The 16,288-nt window shown below is 46.3% G+C and carries 12 protein-coding genes and 1 tRNA gene; 6 read left to right on the top strand and 7 right to left on the bottom strand.

Features of this window, described 5'->3' with window-relative positions; all coding sequences use genetic code 11:
* Positions 1-2 precede the first annotated feature (2 nt).
* A complete protein-coding gene (locus tag ABJU74_RS06250) occupies positions 3-1,097 on the top strand; it encodes a GTP-binding protein (RefSeq protein WP_348383906.1) in 1,095 nt (364 codons plus the stop codon).
* Between the two features lie 94 nt (positions 1,098-1,191).
* Here ABJU74_RS06250 and ABJU74_RS06245 read toward each other — a convergent pair.
* Positions 1,192-1,328: transfer RNA gene (locus ABJU74_RS06245), tRNA-Arg, on the bottom strand.
* Between the two features lie 369 nt (positions 1,329-1,697).
* On the opposite strand from ABJU74_RS06245, the gene ABJU74_RS06240 reads away from it, so the two are divergent.
* From ABJU74_RS06240 to ABJU74_RS06220, 5 genes are all read left to right on the top strand, one after another.
* On the top strand, positions 1,698-2,696 hold the full coding sequence (locus ABJU74_RS06240) for a tyrosine-type recombinase/integrase (protein ID WP_348383907.1): 999 nt from the start codon (positions 1,698-1,700) through the stop codon (positions 2,694-2,696).
* A complete protein-coding gene (locus tag ABJU74_RS06235) occupies positions 2,689-3,126 on the top strand; it encodes a hypothetical protein (protein WP_348383908.1) in 438 nt (145 codons plus the stop codon). The genes ABJU74_RS06240 and ABJU74_RS06235 overlap by 8 nt, the downstream gene beginning before the upstream one ends.
* Before the next feature lie 423 nt (positions 3,127-3,549).
* A complete protein-coding gene (locus ABJU74_RS06230) occupies positions 3,550-4,308 on the top strand; it encodes a toprim domain-containing protein (RefSeq protein WP_348383909.1) in 759 nt (252 codons plus the stop codon).
* The gene (locus ABJU74_RS06225; protein ID WP_348383910.1) at positions 4,305-5,534 is read left to right on the top strand and encodes an AAA family ATPase; all 1,230 of its coding nucleotides are present in this window, start codon (positions 4,305-4,307) and stop codon (positions 5,532-5,534) included. The genes ABJU74_RS06230 and ABJU74_RS06225 overlap by 4 nt, the downstream gene beginning before the upstream one ends.
* Positions 5,535-5,676: 142 nt before the next feature.
* A complete protein-coding gene (locus ABJU74_RS06220) occupies positions 5,677-5,865 on the top strand; it encodes a hypothetical protein (protein WP_348383911.1) in 189 nt (62 codons plus the stop codon).
* Positions 5,866-6,305: 440 nt separating this feature from the next.
* On the opposite strand, the gene ABJU74_RS06215 is transcribed toward ABJU74_RS06220, so the two are convergent.
* The 6 genes from ABJU74_RS06215 to ABJU74_RS06190 form a co-directional block, all read right to left on the bottom strand.
* Positions 6,306-7,559, bottom strand: coding sequence for an SUMF1/EgtB/PvdO family nonheme iron enzyme (locus ABJU74_RS06215; RefSeq protein ID WP_348383912.1), 1,254 nt, complete (start codon positions 7,557-7,559; stop codon positions 6,306-6,308).
* A 32-nt stretch (positions 7,560-7,591) separates the two neighbouring features.
* Positions 7,592-10,258 (bottom strand): hypothetical protein, encoded by a 2,667-nt coding sequence (locus ABJU74_RS06210; protein WP_348383913.1) that lies wholly within the window; start codon positions 10,256-10,258, stop codon positions 7,592-7,594.
* Positions 10,259-10,262: 4 nt separating this feature from the next.
* Positions 10,263-11,780, bottom strand: coding sequence for a di-heme oxidoredictase family protein (locus ABJU74_RS06205; RefSeq protein WP_348383914.1), 1,518 nt, complete (start codon positions 11,778-11,780; stop codon positions 10,263-10,265).
* A gap of 34 nt (positions 11,781-11,814) precedes the next feature.
* On the bottom strand, positions 11,815-13,629 hold the full coding sequence (locus tag ABJU74_RS06200; protein WP_348383915.1) for a hypothetical protein: 1,815 nt from the start codon (positions 13,627-13,629) through the stop codon (positions 11,815-11,817).
* A 292-nt stretch (positions 13,630-13,921) separates the two neighbouring features.
* Positions 13,922-15,037 carry a DUF3578 domain-containing protein gene (locus ABJU74_RS06195; protein WP_348383916.1) on the bottom strand — a complete coding sequence of 372 codons (1,116 nt, stop codon included), beginning with the start codon at positions 15,035-15,037 and terminating at the stop codon, positions 13,922-13,924.
* Between the two features lie 58 nt (positions 15,038-15,095).
* On the bottom strand, positions 15,096-16,286 hold the full coding sequence (locus ABJU74_RS06190; protein ID WP_348383917.1) for a hypothetical protein: 1,191 nt from the start codon (positions 16,284-16,286) through the stop codon (positions 15,096-15,098).
* Positions 16,287-16,288 lie beyond the last annotated feature (2 nt).

Genomic DNA, 16,288 nt, shown 5'->3' with positions numbered 1-16,288 from the left:
CTGTGTCTGATAGCCGTTGTCCCGTTACGCTGCTCACCGGATTTTTGGGTTCCGGCAAGACCACATTGTTGAACCAGCTAATGCCGTTGCCGCAAATGGCAAAGGCGCTGATCATTATCAACGAATTTGGATCAATCGGTATTGATCACGATCTGGTGGCACATAGCAATGAAGATGATACGATCGTGGAAATGGCCAATGGCTGTCTATGCTGCACGATCAAGGGAGACTTGCAGAAAACGCTGCTGGAAGCTCCATGGCGTTTTGCTCGCCACGGCGAGCGCTGGTTTGACCGTGTGCTGATTGAAACCACCGGTCTAGCCGATCCTGCTCCGATAATTCATACTGTGATGGTGGACGACAAGTTAAAATCAATCTATCGCCTAGATAGTGTGATCGCTTTGGTTGATGGCTATAATGGAAACGGTACTTTAGATGCCCAAATTGAAGCGGTGAAACAGGTTGCGGTTGCCGATCAGCTGCTAATCTCGAAAACAGATATTGCGGCCGTCGAAACAGTCGCGGGTTTGAAGACCCGCTTATCCGGCTTAAACCCCGCTGCCCCAATCCATTCGCTCCCCGCCGACACCGAACAGCTAGGTCATCTGTTCGAAGGTCCGACTTTTAATCCTAAGCTGAAGCAAAAAAACGTCACGGAATGGCTGGCAGCGGAAGCTTATCAGGAAAAGGATAAGCATCATCACGACCATCATAGTCATGGCGAACACGAACACGATCATTCGCATGATGTGAATCGGCATGACGACCGGATCCGGTCGGTTTGCCTGACCATTGATACGCCGCTGCCGGCCAAGGTCTTTGACAGTTGGTTGGAAATGCTGGTGACATTTAATGGCGTCAACGTGCTGCGCGTTAAAGGCATTATCAACCTAGCAGAATTGGACAAACCCATTGTCATTCATGGCGTACAGCATATCTGGCACCCACCGGAAATTCTGGAGAACTGGCCCAGCGAAGACCGCCGTTCGCGGATCGTCTTCATCCTCCGGGATCTGGAGGAAACCGAACTTCGCGATATGTTGGCCTTTGTAAAAGACAAATCTGCAGGCTCTATTGTTGAGGGTTTGGCATTATAATGAAATTATTTGTGATGCCGCGCAAACATGACATCGAAATGTTTCCACGTTGCAATTAACTGCACAAGAGATTTAGCATAAACCTTTGAAAACATGGCGCACCCGAGAGGATTCGAACCTCTGACCTCTGCCTTCGGAGGGCAAGGGAATACATTTTATTGTGATGCCCGGAGATTACTTCAAGTCACAAAGCTGTTCATAACTCGTCGATAGGTTACCTACGGCCCTTGCCTTGCTTTGCTCTTAATGTATTGAAATTACCCTCGCCGTGCTACCCCGGTGCTACCCAGAGGAAATTATTAAATGACGAAGGCAAGATTGACGAAAACAGTTGTCGATGCACTCCAACCACGGAAAAGCGACTATGTAAAATGGTGCGCAAAGCTTCCAGGTTTCGGTTGCCGCGTCAGGCCAACTGGGACCAGAAGCTTTATTGTTCAATATCGTGTGGGCGGACGAAATAGTCCGACTCGCAAAGTGACGATCGGTTCTTATGGCAAGCTAACGGTTGATCAAGCTCGAGAAATGGCGCGACAGGTTCTAGCGAAGGCCGAGCTCGGGGAGGACGTTGCGGGTGATCGAGCGATCCAAAGGGCCGAAATGACCATTGCGCAACTCTGTGACGAGTATTTGGAAGATGGATGCGAGCATAAGAAGGCGTCCACAATCGCTACGGATCGTGGCCGCATTGCTCGTCATATTAAACCTCTACTTGGCCGGAAACGTGTCGGGCAAGTTAAGCGCGGTGACATAGAGAAGTTTTTGCGTGATGTAGCCAAAGGTAAAACGGCTACTGATGAAAAGACGAGAAAATTTGGTCGTTCAATTGTTACAGGCGGCAAAGGGACGGCGACGCGAACCGTTCGGCTATTGGGTGGTATATTTAGCTATGCCGTTGATCGCGGTTATATTGAAACCAATCCCCGACTGGGAGTAAAAGTTTATGCGGACAAAAAGGGTGAGCGCTTCCTTTCCAATGCGGAGTTACGAAAACTGGGCGAAACCCTACGCGAAGCTGAAACAGATGGTCTGCCTTGGCAGTTTAATGAAGGTGCAAACGCCAAGCACCGACCGGCGAAGTTAGAAAACCAGCGGGAAGTGATTTCACCTTATGCTATAGCCGGAATTCGTTTGTTACTTTTGACGGGTTGTCGTCTCGGAGAAATCTTGAACTTGAAATGGAGCGATGTAGATTTTGAGCGCGGTTTTTTGAATCTTCAGGATTCTAAGACAGGTGCGAAGCAGGTGATATTGGGCGCACCGGCTTTAAAGGTATTGGCTGAACTGCCTCGAAGTGCTGAATATGTAATCGCAGGGGCAAAGCCAAATAAGCCACGAAGCGATTTAAAAAGGCCTTGGCAGCGCATTAAAACAGCAGCTGGTCTTGTTGATCTGCGTGTCCATGACTTACGCCATAGCTACGCTTCTATCGGTGCTGCAGCGGGTATGGGGCTTGGTATTGTAGGCAAGTTATTGGGACATGCCTCACCATCAACTACAGCGCGATATTCGCATTTCGCGGACGACCCATTGAGGCGGGCGTCAGATACTATCTCGACGTCGATTGATGCCGCTTTGAAAGGGAAGGCGAATGGTTAATATGAAAGACTTGTTCCCATATGGGCTTGAAACGCCACTGCTCACCCCAGAAGATCCAGACGAAGCATGGGGTCATTTGTACTCGATTAAAGAATATATGCAGGATGGCGATCCTATTCCGAATGACCTTGCGCAATGGCTTGATCGAGCAATTACTTATGCAGAAAAAAATCCGAAGGAGTTCATCAAACAGCTCGGGTTAGTGAGACGACAAGGACGACTGAATTCCACATATGCGGGAGTGGACAAGATGAAATGGGGCAGAAAAGTCTACCTTTTGATCGATGATGAGCGGGATCGAGGGCAGTTAACTGCAGCTCTTAAAGAGGTAGCTTCGGAGTTCTCTGAACGTTCTGAGAACCCTGTAGGTTTAGACGAAAATAGGCTTCGGGATTGGTACAAGAATTACGTTACCGCAAGGAGATGTTAGTCGTAAAGTCTTGTCAAACTGCCAAAAACTCAAAGCTGCATGTTTGCATCGTGAACTAAAATCCGATCCAATCAATAATAGGCCATCTCGCGAAATTCCTTCGCAAGTATCTGAAAGGATGGCTATGAACGATCAGAAATACCTCCGCCGGGTTGACGCTGCGGCATATCTCCAAAATAAATTCGGCACCTATTCGGCGCAAACGCTAGCGAAATTGGCTTGTATTGGCGGCGGCCCCCGATTTCAGAAAATGGGACGATTTCCACTGTATCTTATCAGTGACCTGGATGACTGGGCGTCATCGCGTATGAGTGCCTCCGTCAATTCTACGGCGGAGCTAGTGATATGACCAATCCTCTCCTGATCGAACGCAAACGCCATTATAACCTAAACATAAATGCCATATCTGCTGCGATAGCAACAGTGGGCATCTATCCAGAACAGAGTTTGATTGAGGATGCCGTTACCTATCAGGGTGACTTACAAAGAGGCAATCATAAAAACGGAAAACAGGGTAAGAAACCGCTCTGGTTGGTATCATTCGGCCGTTTTATTGCCTTCGGTAATTGGCAAGAAGGATCGACGTACAAAATGCGACTGGACGGCGATCCCCGGCCATTAACAAAAGTTGAAACTACTGCGATTGAGCAATCCATCAAGGCCAATGAAGTTAGGCGTGAGCAAATGCAGCTTGATGCCAGAAGGCATGCGATAAACAGGCTTTCAGCAGCAGGCAACGCGGACCCCTTGCATGCTTATCTAGTTGCGAAGGGCATTGACGGCGAACGCCTTGCCCAAGAAGACAATAAACTTTTGGTTCCGATCACCGACTGCAAGGGCGCTATTTGGAGTTATCAAACAATTGAACCAAATGGCCGAAAACTGTTTCCAAAAGGAGCAAAGAAAAAGGGCAATTTTTGGGCTGCCGGTTGGGACCGCAGCCGCTTCTTAGTTGGCGAAGGTGTCGCAACGATGAAGGCCATTCGACGTGCGACAGGAGCCACGGTAATTGCCGCGATGGATGCGGGGAATCTCCCTGTTGTTGCCGAAATCATTCATCTCCGCTTGCCCAGCATACCGCTCGTCATCTGTGCTGATGATGATCAAGCTGGCCATGTTGCCGCTGAAAAAGCTCGTGAACTAACAGGAGCCCAAATAGTTTTGCCGGGGTCACCGATATGACCAAGCAATTCAGTGGCGTTGACTTCGCTGATATCGAAGATGAACATATTGTCGAATTGTTCAAAGATATGGCCGGAAATGACAGGCCGACGGTGAAAGCCAACATGTTTGATTGGCCAAATCCGACTTCAATTCCTCCGCGTCCATGGATACTGGGCGAGCATATTTTGCAGCGAGAACTAACCGTGATTGCCGCAAAAGGTGGCACTGGCAAGACCGCACTGTCATTGGGCATCGTAGTAAGTTTGATTACTGGAAGGGCATGTATAGGGTTGCCGGTGTATGGCGGTCCAAGAAAGACTTGGCTCTATAACCTAGAAGAATCGATGGAAGAGTTGAGTAGGTTGATTGCCGCTACGGGGAAGTATCACGGCATCGATGAATCTGCTCATAGAGAAAATTTGTTTGTGAATTCGGGTGTTGATGAACCTTTGATAACAGCAACAGAATCCCGTGACGGGTTGACGATTGCGGAGCCTGTTTATGATGCTCTGAAGGTTGCTATTCAGGAGAGGGGCATCGAGGTTTTCATGGTTGATCCTTTTGTATCTAGCCATCAAATAAATGAAAACGATAACACCCGAATTGATGCGGTAGCAAAGCGCTGGAAACGGCTGGCAGCCGAAACTAACTGTGCCGTTGTTTTGGTGCACCATTCATCAAAGACTAGAGGTGGTGATTCTTCGGTTGAGGATGCGCGCGGAGCTAGTGCATTGATCGATGCAGCTCGTATTGGAATTGCAATGAACAAGGTCTCAGCTGCAGATGCGGAAAGACATTGTATCCCCGCTGAAGATGCAAAAGCGATAGTTCGTATTGATATGGGTAAGGCGAATAAATCAGCCGGTGCCGGAAGCAAATACATGCGCTTCCAATCTGTTAGTTTGGGCAATGGCTTAGTCCCAGATTGTATCGGCGTCTTGGAGCCTTATGCTTTACCTGATGCACTAACTGATATCACCGCGCGTCATGTCTACGAAACCCAGCAGATTATCAAATTAGGTAATTATCGGGAGAATGTTCAAGCCGATGATTGGGCTGGAAAAGTCGTTGCAGAAGTCACTGGAATGTGTGCGGATGCCGACAAGAAAAAAGTCTCTAGAATTCTAAAAACTTGGGTGTCGAATGGTGCGTTTAGGGTCGAGAAAAGCAAGACTGAAAAAGGCCGCACTTCTCCTTATGTTCGGGTGGATAGAGAAGTGGATCCAAATGATATTACCACGTGAAAAGCGAGGTGGGGATAGGTGTGAAGGTAAGGAGTGCCCCACAGCCTTACACCACCCACACTCCCTATATAGGGAGTGGGTAGGTGGTGGTGAGGAAACAAAACATAACATAATTTTAATTTCTAACGGAGAGGATTTCCAATTGACCAAACTTGTAACCAGAGACGTTGACAAAGAAGCAGAGTATCTCGGTTGGAGCTTGCATGATTTGCACATGAAGGCGGAGATTGCCGCAGAAGGGCATGGATACGATGACGGTGGCGTTGCGAAAGCGATTGAAAAACAGGAGGATGAAATCGATTTGGAAACTCCACTATTCTGGATGAAATAATTGGGCTTGGCAGACCCACTTAGTCAAGCTGTCACTAGTCATAAATAGGTCGGTAAGCGACTGAGTAAGTAGCGAGGTCTAAAGCAACAAAATCGTGGAAGTTAGCTCTTTTTGGCCCCCTGAAAGGCCTCTATTACTTACCACCAGCCTGCTAAAAACTTTCGAGTTATAGGGTTGAGGACTGTCCCCTATAGTTCGGGAGTGACCGGAGAAGAACCTAGTTTTTTATTACTTTCAGCAGCAAATTCCGACTTATAAGAAGATAGACCTTGGCGTGCAAAGCTAGTGTCCGCATTGTCTGGTATGCGGTCGCTGAATTTAAAGTCTCAGTTTCACAAAAGTTCTAACTTCCAACACAGATATGTAGCAACTCGATATTGCCATAGACCGTTTGCCGATATGTTCGAGATCCAACCAAGCTGATGAGCAGGCGCCCTAGTCTATTGCGTTTCCAACAATATCCGAAATCCCGTGCCGCCAAATCGCAACTCTGGATTTTCCCGAAACCGGAAGGCTGAACGAGCTTCACCAGGTTTATTCGCCCAGCCTCCGCCTTTTGCGACCTTTAGAGTGCCATTTTTTGGCCCAGAGGGATCGCGTTGCGGCTGGACACTAGGAAGATTCCACCAATCATCGACCCACTCCATCGCATTACCAGAGACATCATAGAGGCCAAATTGGTTGGGACGAAATGAGCCAACAGGAGCAGTAAAAACATAGCCGTCGTTATGACGAACTCTAAAATCTCGATTAGGATAACTCTTGGCGTACATCATATCACCAATGTTGGCTCGACCCTTGGCGTGTTTTTCCTCATCCCCCCACCAGTAGGCCGTTTGGCTCCCTCCCCGTGCCGCATTTTCCCATTCCGCTTCGGTGGGTAATCTGTATTTCCGGCCTTCTTTTTTGCTTAACCAATCACAATACGCAACCGCATCTTTCCAGCTTACAAATATCACGGGATGATTATCTCCCTGTTCGAAGCCAGGGTTATCCCAACTGGATGAACCAGAATATCTAGTCACCCCATCAACAATGGTTGATATCCCGCCTATCTCTTCAGAATCACCAACCTCTTGCTTGTAAATTTTATACTGGCCGACCGTTACTTCATGAATGCCAATATAATATGGACGGCTTATTGTGATCCTACGCTGGATTTCATCCTGACGGCGAGGTTCATGTGATTGAGCACCTGCTACAAAAGTATTGGGGAGAATTAGGGAAAACTGCATTCCTAGCGAATTACGGAAAGATTTTGATCCCAAAGGCAAATTAATTTGCTGGCTTCTACGCCAGCGGAAAATACGTCGTTCGTTTTGGTCGCCGTTCGATGATGAATCAACTGCTTCAGGACTGTAAGAAATCGTCAAAATCCCATCCGTCATCGAATAATTGCCGTCGAATCTTCTTTTACCTGACTGGCCGTCCCCTCGTATCAACGTAAATCCATTTTCTTCAGATTTGTTGTTTTGGATAGTCATTGAGAAATGGCCGTCTGGTAGACTCAAAATATACTTATCCTGCCAGATTGTAAGAGTGAGCTCAGAAACTATTCGTGCATCAACGGCTCGCCCCTCATCAGTCCCATCAAGAGCTGTCCAAACGCCCTGAAACTGAGACAGGTTTGCATGCGCGGTATTTGAAATTAATAGTGATCCGCCAATAGCCGTAGCGATAATTCGGTTTTTCATATTGATTCCAATCCATGCAAATTTTTTTTAATTTAGTTGAGCTTCCAAATACCCCGCCCAAACGTTCCAACTAAAATGGTTCCTGAACTCCGGTCGATTGAAATTTCCATCACAGGCACGGCAGGCAGTCCCTCACCAAGTTTCTTGATAGCTCCAGAAGTGGTATCGTAGACATATATCCCACGGTCTGTTCCCAACAAAACCTTGGTTTTGAATGACGGATGTTCCTCCAAATCTAGAATGGAATCGAAGGCTTCACCTTCTTCCAATTGTAGGTCGACCTGCACTAGTTTTCCCGATTTTTGTCTTCTCCAAAGATTTGAGGCTTGATCTCCAATAATAGACACCAGAAATTGATCCCGATTCTTATTCTTCAGGATTGCCGTAATATAAGGTTCTTTGAACCAATCGTCGGAGTTATTGAGGCGCGTTACCCGCCAATTTCCGAATTTTCTATTTAGCTTGATAATATCGCCGGTCGATGTTCCTAGAATTATCCCATCGTCATGCCAATCGAGGTAACTCACGACCGATACTTTCAATTCTTCTGAGCTTTCAGAAATTTCAAGTGGCAAAGAAATCCAGGTATTTCCTCTGTCGTTTGAAAAATAAAGTTGGTCAGCCGCTAAAACAATCTCATTTGATCTTTCAGGATTAAGAGCGAAGGGTGAGAGAAATGGGATTTCGCCGGAGGTTACTTCAGGGTAAATTGGCCTGAATGTTCCTTTTTTACCAAAATCTTCTGAACGTGCGATTCGATGCGCAAAGAAAACGTTGTAAACAATATTTGGGCTTTCCGGATCGACGACAACCCTGCCACCATCTCCATTGTCAACGTGTTGCCAAATCGTGTTGGGTTGATATTTTAATGTACCGTTGTCTTGTGTGCCGACGAATATTGCCTGGTTGTCTGAGCTTTGGGTGATGGATATTACTTGGGTGATACCAAGGCCGTCATTCAACGGAGTCCAGCTTTGGCCGGAGTCTTCAGACCTCCATACTCCGCCATCGTTTCCAACAACGACATCGCCTCTCTTTCTAACGTCAAAGGCGATCGCATGAAAATCAACATGCATTTCACTTCCTACTGGTGTGGCATACCATTTATCATTTTCATCTTCGATCTTGTACAAACTCGAAGGGTGCAGTGTGCGGTCCCCAGCCCCTCCCACATAGATTCTTTTGTGGTCATGAGGGTCGACGCCAAGCATTATGTGATAGAATCCTTGACCACGGAGGAGATCTGGTGCCACATCAATCCGGTCCCAGCTCCTTGCTTCATCATGGCTTACGTATAAGCCCCTCAATCGGTGATCGGCGGTTCCAATCAATGCGTAAATTGTTTCAGGATTTGACGGTGCCCAAGACAACCTAATGCGTCCGATATTCGATAAAGGAAGACCACCGGTTACTTGGATCCAAGAGTTTGGATTTCGATCGATTGATTTATTCTGAAAAACTCCTCTTCCCCATATAGCAGTAAATGCGTGCCTTGGACGTTTTTCATGCACAACAACCGCGGTAGAGGCTTCGTTTGGAAACTTTTTATTTATCGTAATTTTGTTCCAAGAAACGCCTTGATTATGGCTCAAATAGAGGCCGTTAGTCGTGGCAGCAAAGACCTGCTTTGAATCACCGCTTACTGCGATTTCCGAAAATGAGTGGCCAACAAATGGATCTGATTGGATTGTGTGCCACGTATTTGCACCATCGTTGGAAATCAAAATGCCGCGGCCCTTAGTGCCCGGCAAAGCTCTGTCTCCCTCGATTACACGCTTACGAAAAGCTACATTTGCCTCTCCAGTTCCGGCATAGATTCGGTTTGGGTTAGACCTATCAAATGCGAGTGCGCCGATTGCGAGCGATGTCGCAAAATCGCTAGTGGGTCTCCAAGATGTACCTTTATCGGAACTCTTCCATATACCGCCATGCGCAGATCCAGCCAGCATTAAGGAAGTCCCATCTTGGTCACTTCGATAAAGCAGCGAAGTGACGCGACCAGACACTGGCACTCTGGCGCCATTGTAACCTTCGCCTTCTGGAATGCCAGAGGGACCAAGGAACTCCCATGCATTGTTGTTAAGATCGCTAGGTCTTTGACTGATTGGAGAGGTGTTTTCTTTCATCTCCCTCAGTGCGATGGATTGGTTTTCCACAATTTCGATATTTTGCACCGACTGTTCAGACCGAAACGCAATTTGATCCAAATATTCGACAAACTTTCCAACCTCAGAATCTTCGGAAGGGATTTGAAGAGGCGTTCTAATCGCTTCCAGCCATTTCGGTTCTCCTATGATTTCTCTCTTTACAGGGAAGCGATGGGGGAAAATCTTTCGTGCGGTTTGGTAGTAAAGAATACTTTTTTGAAACTCGGTTTCCGCCAAACCTAGACTGCGGATCCATCCCATCTTCTGATCCGGCAAAATTTTAGGCAGCTGTTTAGGGGTAGCCAATTCTATCTGTTGACGTTTAACACTGTTCGCCAACGCGACTTCGTCTCTTATGCGATGCAATGCCACATAAGATCTTTGCGAGGCCAGAGATATTCGGGCAAGAGCTGCATTTGCTCGAAGCAAATATCCTTCTCTGAAATCATTTGAACTTTCTGTATCGGCATTGCTAGTCGCTAAGACAGAATCACCCATCATGAAGAACATTGCAAATACTAAGAGTGCTTGAAAATGGAGTTTTCCGCCCATCAGTCTATCTCTTTCGATAAGGCAATTTTGGTTTTTTGGGAGCGACTACCGTTTCGGGAGAGCCCGGTGGTAAAACTTGAAGACTGGATAAGAACAAGATTATATCGTTTTGATCGTTTCTTGAGAGTGTCTCAAATTCAAGGCGCGCCTTTCGAGCTTCTCCTCCATGATGAAGGATAACTTCGCGCATTTGTGTTATGTCTCCTCGATGACCGAAAGGTGCCGTATTCCCAACTGCCCAAAGGCGCTTTGTCAAAAACTCATCTATTGAGGTCAAACCCTCAACCATTGTCTCATTTGCGAAATGAGGTTTTTCGGCATCAGAAATCTTGTGCCTCTTCAAATCCGAAAACAAGGGGATCATTATAGGTTTAGATTTTCGAGCTATTTGATTAAAGTAGGGGACCTGAAAACGCAAAGGGACTGCCACATCACTTTGCCTCAAAGTACCCTCTAAATTGAAAGGACTTGGTTCAACAAACAGCGTGCTATTCAAGGGGAGCTCCGGCATATGACACGAACTGCATTTAGATTTCTTGAAAAGCTGTTCGCCACGCGAAACCCTTTCCCGTTGTTTGGCTGAGTTCGGCATCATACGACCGGGAGCAGGCATCATTGCCTGAAAAACAACTAATGCCGTGATGTCGCCTCTTGTGAGCTCCGCAGACTTTCCATCTCTATCGAAATCGTGGGATCCTGTTAGGTGATAACCGAATCTTTCGGTGGCCTGCATCCCATGATGAAGATTGGTAGATGTGACTGTGAACGTTCTTAAAGAAGTTACGGTTCCTTTTTGAGTCCAAGGGCGAATCACCAGATCTCGATCAACGCCAACAATCCCACTCAAATCCACTCGGCCATCAGGATGCGCTTGGATATGTCCAAATTCTACGCCTTTAGTTATAAGCGGCAGTTTTGTTAGCGCTTGTGTAGCTTGAGCTTCAGAAATTGCTCTTGTCCGAATTGTATGGAGGTCTAAGGTCATCTCTCGAGCGAGAAGTTCTATTAAACCAGCCCCATGTAATTCGGGCGTATCTCGTTCAGCCGAAAATTTGGCATCAACAGAAAAGAAAACCGGATGCCTTGAAGCTAATCCAGTAAACACGTTTGAAACAAAATCGCCTGCCCCGCCTACGTTGGGCCGGTTGTGGCAACTGACGCATGAATTTGAGTCGGGTCCAGCAGTTCTAACAAAATCCACACCAGTTCCAAGGGGACGTCGGGTCGGGCTACCATTTCCAGTTGCTCCTGGCCTTCCAGCACCATCTGCTCTCGTGAATTGAGCAACAAAAAGCGACCGTCCCGCCTGATGAAGCTGGTCAATTGTCCATTTCCCCAATTCAATATCATCTTGCCGCACGTGACCGTCGATAGAATTTCTCAAATAAGGTTGGTGGAGGAAACCATCTTCGGCCACGATTTTTTTGCCATCTCCGTTGTCCCCAGAAGCTACCGCGGAGCTTCCAATAAGTAAGAACGCCAAAACATTCAAAAACCAATATTTCCTCAAAAACCGGATCATTTTTGTATTTCAAACCTACTGCGTGATGATAATTTCAATCCAATGAGCTTTTGCCAGAATAAAGCGAAATATCTCGAGGTACAGGTGGAATGCGAAGCGGTACTTCGACAAACTCTTGCCGCCATCCTTCTCGTGTCAAGAGACCAAAATTCAGGCGTTGCATGCCGTCCACATACATTCTCACCAACGGTTTATCTGGAAGTTCGTCCGTAGGCCAACTGGAAAGCGAAGACATGAACTTCCGATTTTTACCTAAGAAGTTTTTCAACACAACATTGGCGAACAAACCTCGCCCCCTAGAACCTTCAAACTCCCAACCTGAAATCATACCCATCGCCTGTAGCGCTGCGAGCGCATCGTTAAATTGATCAAAATCGATGATTGTTCGCCGAAAGACTACTTTTTCTGTAGCTGAATTGGACAAGTGAACCGTAATAGTTTGGTCAGAAGTTAGAGGTCCCCTGAGGTCCAGATAAATTTTGCTTATTGGAGCGGCCAAAATATTCTTGGTGAGTGGTGTTTCGGGGGTTACAATTATGAATCCACCCTCCAAACTAAATACGTAAGGAGTTACTGGCGCACTTGATTGTGGAACTTCCCGGATTGCTTCCGCAAGAGGCCTGCCAATTGAGTTCCCAACCGTTGTCCCCCCTGCAGTTAAGATCCCACCCGTTTCATTGTGTTTCGTCTTTTTTTCCGAAGCCGCGACCTGCTCCACTAGCTGTTGTACAAAGGCTTGGGTACTGAAGAAATCTAGAGTCATAGCCCCATATTTATCATTGCCCACGATGATTTCAGGGCCCTTCGTGCTCTTGTCATTCGCTACCAAGAACATTCCTGCTCGAAATGTTCTTGGTTTACCGTCGGATCCTACAACTTTGATTAGCTCATGATCCAAAATCTGAAAGCTTAAGATATCTCCCTTCTTTTGCATATTTTCCAACGCAATTTCTAACTCTTCAGGAGCATGAAGACCGACCGAAAAAACGGAGGAATCTAACCCATTATTTTCAACCAAAATTTCTCTGTTGGCTCCAAATCTATCGACATTCAGTACCCAGGACGTCATGACCGCCGAAATTTTGTCGCTGGCAATCGCTCCCGGCTGCGCATGAAGAGAAAGATTTCCTCCTTCCATACCCATCAGCAACCGATTTTTGTCTAAGGAACTAGTCCTGTGCAGCATATTTCCAGTCTGAGCTACCATATTGCAAGATGTGTGAGCATGAACAGAAGCACTAAGAGATTCGTGCGTCCTTGCAACTCTCACAAGAGGTGACGGATACGGAAATTTTGATGGTTGAAAGAATGAATCTGGCAATGGTGATATTGGGAATGCAATGGGAAGAATTTCTTCGTACTTAGGAATTTTCATTACGATAGAATCCCGAGCAGCTCTCAAAGTATTGAACCCCTCAGTAAAAGCATTATCTGGCGAAGCGTTTCCATTCCATAATTTGACAGATGGTTCGGATACAGATTTTGATTTATCGATGTCTCGCCAGTTTTCTCCGTCCAATTGATCAACAACGAGATAACTATCATCTTGAGCAATAAAGCGTTCAGCAGCTTCTCTTCGATACTCGATATTTTGCGAGAGGAACAAATCTAATTTGATGCCGTAAACATCTGCGGCTTTTTGAAGCCCGTCCGCAAAGTCTTTGTCGGAAACGACCGCAGCGACATTGAGCGATAACCCGCTTAAAGACTGCGTTTCCGCTAATGAAACGGGTTCTACATAAACGGCTGATTGCTCACCTGGTTGCAATATAGATTGGGAAGTTGCTGGAGAAGAAACCAAAGCAGTGCCCAAGCAAGTTAAAATACATCTTACAATGTTTATTGACATAAACTCACCCCATTTATGCGACTCTGATCATTTATGAGAGTACACTAAAAAATTCGAAAAGCGAATTCATTACTTAAAGGAGTTATTTACTCGCGACTCAGATCATTTGGGTTCTGATAAAAAGAATAATGACTCCTACGTTATTTATGTCGTACGTTTTTGAGAGTCATTTTTCATTCTTACAAACTAAGTGGAGAAATATTCTGCTCTTGACCTACAATAGTGTTGCCTTGAATATCACTTACTTGGTAACTACTAACCGTTCTATTTTCGAGGTCTCAAAGGCAAACTGTCAATCCAACCTCTGAGCATCATTTGTGTCTAGATTGAACTGATAGCTTATTGGTTCCAAAAATTTTTCTTTGATGCGCCAAGGTAAGTATATCCTTAAATTTCCATCACTTGCTTGATTTGTATCACGATCGAGTTCAATGTCATGAACAACTAGGAGCGCATTATCAGGATACCGCTCTTTGTGGAGTCTGACTTCATTGCGTGTCAACAGAATGGATGAAGCCGCCCCGGTCGTTCCCTTCACTTCTACTACCAGCTCTGTGCCATCGCGCTCAGCGATGAAATCACAAGATTGAGTCCGATGTACATCTTTAACGGAAAAACCCTTATCAACCAGCCAGTCTTCCGCCAATCGCATTGCCCGATTCTCAATAGCGAGTCTTTGAACCGCTGATAAGCCCATACCCTGCCCGGATGAACTTCGACTGCTTCGTCTTGGATTCGCTACTGCAGCCACCGCCATCTCGGCATCGATAACTTCTGGGGCCAATGTCCCTGGCCCCCTTCCATCCAATGTTGACCGATACAGGACTCCGAGCATTGATAAAAAAACGCTAAGATCTCGTTCGATTGATTTGTTGTTAGGAATTTTACTGACATCGTACATCTTTGAAAAAGCAGTCGTACGCTCATAGGCTTTCGCCAGAGAGTATTCAGAATTCAAATCCAATCCCGCCTTCATCTCCAAAGGTAGTCCGTGATCCACTAAAAGTTCTCTAGCCCAATGCATGAGTGATGCTGCTTCCGCTAAATCGCGAGGTATAAATGACATACCATCCCATGTTGTGGAACCATGTGCCAGACAAACCGCTACACCAGAGCCGTCAGGACGAAATAGATAGACCACGTACCATCCAACTCTTGGTGTCGGCGATAAGTCCGGACAGAAAACTCGGACCCATGGGACACGCGATTTAGGACCAGTTCCATCCTTCCCACGAACTTTGAACTCCCCTTTAAATTTTCCGAAATATGATTCCTGCGCTAAGGGTAGGCCCTCAATCCATGCCGGAACTTCGTGCCTGATAATCTCACCGCGCCGGCTCATCTCTGTTGTTTTCAGCGATGAATAGTGAAGTTGGAGTCTCAAAACTTCTTCTAGTAAATTCTTCAAGAGATGCTCTCCATTGATTCAACTCCATATTTGGGTCAGCATCAAATTTTATCCTCAGCTAGACTGCATTGGATCGAGTGCGCGCAAATTCAATTAGATGCTCAGACCTCATTCGCGAGGCAAGCGCATTCGAAGCGTTCACGGTTACGGGCAAGTATCTTCTATTGTTTGGAATTTCGCGAGTAGTTTCCGAAATGACCTCTAGATTTGCAAGTGCGGCAGCCTCTTTTAACAGCTCGCTATTTCGAATGTGGGTCCCGTGAATGTTGGAGTTCCCAATAACATACAAAGCAGTTCCTCTATCCTTAAGGACTCTTGCGCTTTCGCTGGTTTGATTCTGTAGATCGACAAAGTATCGCCATAGCATGCGACGATGTTTTTTTGATACATTGCAAAATTCAAGCCTTCTGGCGATGCCGCTGAACATTTCCTCCGGTTCGAAATCACGCATTCGTTCGCTACCAATTGAGGATGATCTAATAAGTCGCAGCTCACTGAGAGAATAGCCCCACCACACTAACGAAAGCCGATGTCCCCTCATATAGTCAATGGCATTGAGATAGGGCGGCGAAGTTATGATAGCGTCTATTGACCCATCTTTGATTCTCTTAAGCTTTCGCGCATCTCCCAAATAAGTCTTAGCATTTTGTTTGATCGACGATGCCTGTAGAGCTTTCAACACATGATTCAGAGATCCAGGCAGATGCTCAAAAATATCGAACTGATTGTCTGTGATAGTTCGATGGGGCCTGCTGTGTGCAGTATCTCGAGCTAAAGAAGCTTTTGGCTCTTTAGTTATGATCAATCTTGAAACCACTACCTTCAACAAGTTTAAGATTTTGGCATCGGTAGTTATTGGGTTAACAACCAGAAACTTTGATAGAGAGCGCAGCTGTTTCTCTTGCAAAGGATCAAACCAGAACCGAACAAACTTCAATGTTTCGGGATCACCATCAATCCAATCTAACTTCAACTCTGTCTTAGTCTTCTGACATTTCTCAATGAGCCTGCTCATGGCTCGCCTGGCTTTTTCTTCATCAACTTTGGTAGCACCAACCCGAGAAATGAGGCGCGCTAGCGGGTCCAAATCATAGCCGATTGAATTTAGACCTTGCTTTGAAGCTTGAGCCAGAACCATCCCTGAGCCACACATTGGATCCAAGATTGTTTGACCACTTTTCAATGTGTTGATTTTATCAAGGGCGATGCTTGGCGCCATTCGGGCCGGGAAGGGATGAATGTGTCTCATTG

Origin of the sequence: Parasphingorhabdus sp. (genome assembly GCF_039982415.1) — a bacterium.
Lineage (GTDB): Bacteria > Pseudomonadota > Alphaproteobacteria > Sphingomonadales > Sphingomonadaceae > Parasphingorhabdus.
Note: the sequence above shows the minus strand (reverse complement) of the source record. Positions and strands in the feature narration are given on the sequence as shown.

Coding starts and splice junctions, on each gene's coding strand:
- ABJU74_RS06240 (WP_348383907.1), top strand. CDS start 1,698: ATGACCATTGCGCAACTCTGTGACGAGTATTTGGAAGATGGATGCGAG.
- ABJU74_RS06235 (WP_348383908.1), top strand. CDS start 2,689: ATGGTTAATATGAAAGACTTGTTCCCATATGGGCTTGAAACGCCACTG.
- ABJU74_RS06225 (WP_348383910.1), top strand. CDS start 4,305: ATGACCAAGCAATTCAGTGGCGTTGACTTCGCTGATATCGAAGATGAA.
- ABJU74_RS06215 (WP_348383912.1), bottom strand. CDS start 7,559: ATGAAAAACCGAATTATCGCTACGGCTATTGGCGGATCACTATTAATT.
- ABJU74_RS06210 (WP_348383913.1), bottom strand. CDS start 10,258: ATGGGCGGAAAACTCCATTTTCAAGCACTCTTAGTATTTGCAATGTTC.
- ABJU74_RS06205 (WP_348383914.1), bottom strand. CDS start 11,780: ATGATCCGGTTTTTGAGGAAATATTGGTTTTTGAATGTTTTGGCGTTC.
- ABJU74_RS06200 (WP_348383915.1), bottom strand. CDS start 13,629: ATGTCAATAAACATTGTAAGATGTATTTTAACTTGCTTGGGCACTGCT.
- ABJU74_RS06190 (WP_348383917.1), bottom strand. CDS start 16,286: ATGAGACACATTCATCCCTTCCCGGCCCGAATGGCGCCAAGCATCGCC.